Genomic DNA, 2500 nt, shown 5'->3' with positions numbered 1-2500 from the left:
GTCATACTGAAAATTGGAGCGGAAGACGGGATTCGAACCCGCGACCCCAACCTTGGCAAGGTTGTATTCTACCACTGAACTACTTCCGCAAGACATGTTTGAGTTATTTTATTAAAAGTGCGGGTGAAGGGAGTCGAACCCCCACGCCAAAGGCGCTAGATCCTAAGTCTAGTGCGTCTGCCAATTCCGCCACACCCGCATATTTCATTAAAATGGTGAGCCATGAAGGATTCGAACCTTCGACCCTCTGATTAAAAGTCAGATGCTCTACCAACTGAGCTAATGGCTCGTACAATTAAAAACTGGTGCCGACTAGAGGACTTGAACCCCCAACCTACTGATTACAAGTCAGTTGCTCTACCAATTGAGCTAAGTCGGCTAAATGGTGGAGGATGACGGGATCGAACCGCCGACCCCCTGCTTGTAAGGCAGGTGCTCTCCCAGCTGAGCTAATCCTCCGAATTGCCTGGCAACGTCCTACTCTCACAGGGACAAGGTCCCAACTACCATCGGCGCTAGAGAGCTTAACTTCCGTGTTCGGTATGGGAACGGGTGTGGCCTCTCTGCCATCATTACCAGACTATATTCATTTAAGACAAGAATTATTATAACTCATTAACTTTTGAAAGTCAACAAGTTTTTTATATTCTTTCAAAACTAGATAACATTGCTTCATATTATATGGTTAAGTCCTCGATCTATTAGTATTCGTCAGCTCCACATGTCACCATGCTTCCACCTCGAACCTATCAACCTGATCATCTTTCAGGGATCTTACTAGCTTACGCTATGGGAAATCTCATCTTGAGGGGGGCTTCATGCTTAGATGCTTTCAGCACTTATCCCTTCCGCACATAGCTACCCAGCTATGCCCTTGGCAGAACAACTGGTACACCAGCGGTGCGTCCATCCCGGTCCTCTCGTACTAAGGACAGCTCCTCTCAAATTTCCTGCGCCCACGACGGATAGGGACCGAACTGTCTCACGACGTTCTGAACCCAGCTCGCGTACCGCTTTAATGGGCGAACAGCCCAACCCTTGGGACCGACTACAGCCCCAGGATGCGATGAGCCGACATCGAGGTGCCAAACCTCCCCGTCGATGTGGACTCTTGGGGGAGATAAGCCTGTTATCCCCGGGGTAGCTTTTATCCGTTGAGCGATGGCCCTTCCATGCGGAACCACCGGATCACTAAGCCCGACTTTCGTCCCTGCTCGACTTGTAGGTCTCGCAGTCAAGCTCCCTTATGCCTTTGCACTCTACGAATGATTTCCAACCATTCTGAGGGAACCTTTGGGCGCCTCCGTTACACTTTAGGAGGCGACCGCCCCAGTCAAACTGCCCACCTGACACTGTCTCCCGGGTCGATAAGACCCGTAGGTTAGAATTTCAATACAGTCAGGGCGGTATCCCACCAGCGCCTCCACCGAAGCTAGCGCTCCGGTTTCAATGGCTCCCGCCTATCCTGTACAAACTGTACCAAAATTCAATATCAGGCTACAGTAAAGCTCCACGGGGTCTTTCCGTCCTGTCGCGGGTAACCTGCATCTTCACAGGTACTATAATTTCACCGAGTCTCTGGTTGAGACAGTGCCCAAATCGTTACACCTTTCGTGCGGGTCGGAACTTACCCGACAAGGAATTTCGCTACCTTAGGACCGTTATAGTTACGGCCGCCGTTTACTGGGGCTTCAGTTCAGAGCTTCGCTTACGCTAACCCCTCTCCTTAACCTTCCAGCACCGGGCAGGTGTCAGCCCCTATACTTCGCCTTACGGCTTCGCAGAGACCTGTGTTTTTGCTAAACAGTCGCTTGGGCCTATTCACTGCGGCTTTCCGTTAAGAAAGCACCCCTTCTCCCGAAGTTACGGGGTCATTTTGCCGAGTTCCTTAACCAGAGTTCTCTCGCACACCTTAGGATTCTCTCCTCGCCTACCTGTGTCGGTTTGCGGTACAGGCACCTTTTATCTCGCTAGAAGCTTTTCTTGGCAGCGGGGAATCAAAGACTTCGCTCCATAAGGAGCTTCCCCATCACAGCTCAGCCTTCACGATAAGCGGATTTGCCTACTTATCAGCCTAACTGCTTGGACGTGCACAACCAATCGCACGCTTCTTCTATCCTTCTGCGTCCCTCCATTGCTCAAACGATAAAGAGGTGGTACAGGAATATCAACCTGTTGTCCATCGCCTACGCCTGTCGGCCTCGGCTTAGGTCCTGACTAACCCTGAGCGGACGAGCCTTCCTCAGGAAACCTTAGGCATTCGGTGGACGGGATTCTCACCCGTCTTTCGCTACTCATACCGGCATTCTCACTTCTAAGCGCTCCACCAGTCCTTCCGGTCTGACTTCACTGCACTTAGAACGCTCCCCTACCACTGATACCATTGGTATCAATTCGCAGCTTCGGTGGTGTATTTAGCCCCGGTACATTTTCGGCGCAGAGTCACTCGACTAGTGAGCTATTACGCACTCTTTAAATGGTGGCTGCTTCTGAGCCAACA

General features: G+C 51.1%; 5 tRNA genes and 2 rRNA genes (1 of these 7 only partly in view). All 7 read right to left on the bottom strand.

Features of this window, described 5'->3' with window-relative positions:
• Positions 1-14: 14 nt before the first annotated feature.
• A tRNA-Gly gene (locus MKX37_RS00470) sits at positions 15-89 on the bottom strand.
• Positions 90-118: 29 nt separating this feature from the next.
• Positions 119-199, bottom strand: a tRNA-Leu gene (locus tag MKX37_RS00465).
• A 14-nt stretch (positions 200-213) separates the two neighbouring features.
• A tRNA-Lys gene (locus MKX37_RS00460) sits at positions 214-289 on the bottom strand.
• Positions 290-303: 14 nt separating this feature from the next.
• A tRNA-Thr gene (locus MKX37_RS00455) sits at positions 304-379 on the bottom strand.
• Positions 380-383: 4 nt separating this feature from the next.
• Positions 384-459 (bottom strand) — tRNA-Val (locus tag MKX37_RS00450).
• A 5-nt stretch (positions 460-464) separates the two neighbouring features.
• Positions 465-580, bottom strand: a 5S ribosomal RNA gene (rrf, locus tag MKX37_RS00445).
• 101 nt (positions 581-681) lie between these two features.
• Positions 682-2500: ribosomal RNA gene (locus MKX37_RS00440) — 23S ribosomal RNA — on the bottom strand; it runs 1103 nt beyond the window's last position.

This window comes from Bacillus sp. FSL R5-0709 (genome assembly GCF_038004785.1).
Lineage (GTDB): Bacteria > Bacillota > Bacilli > Bacillales > Bacillaceae_G > Bacillus_A > Bacillus_A mycoides.
The sequence above is the reverse complement of the archived record's forward strand: the minus strand, read 5'-3'. Positions and strand labels throughout refer to the sequence as shown.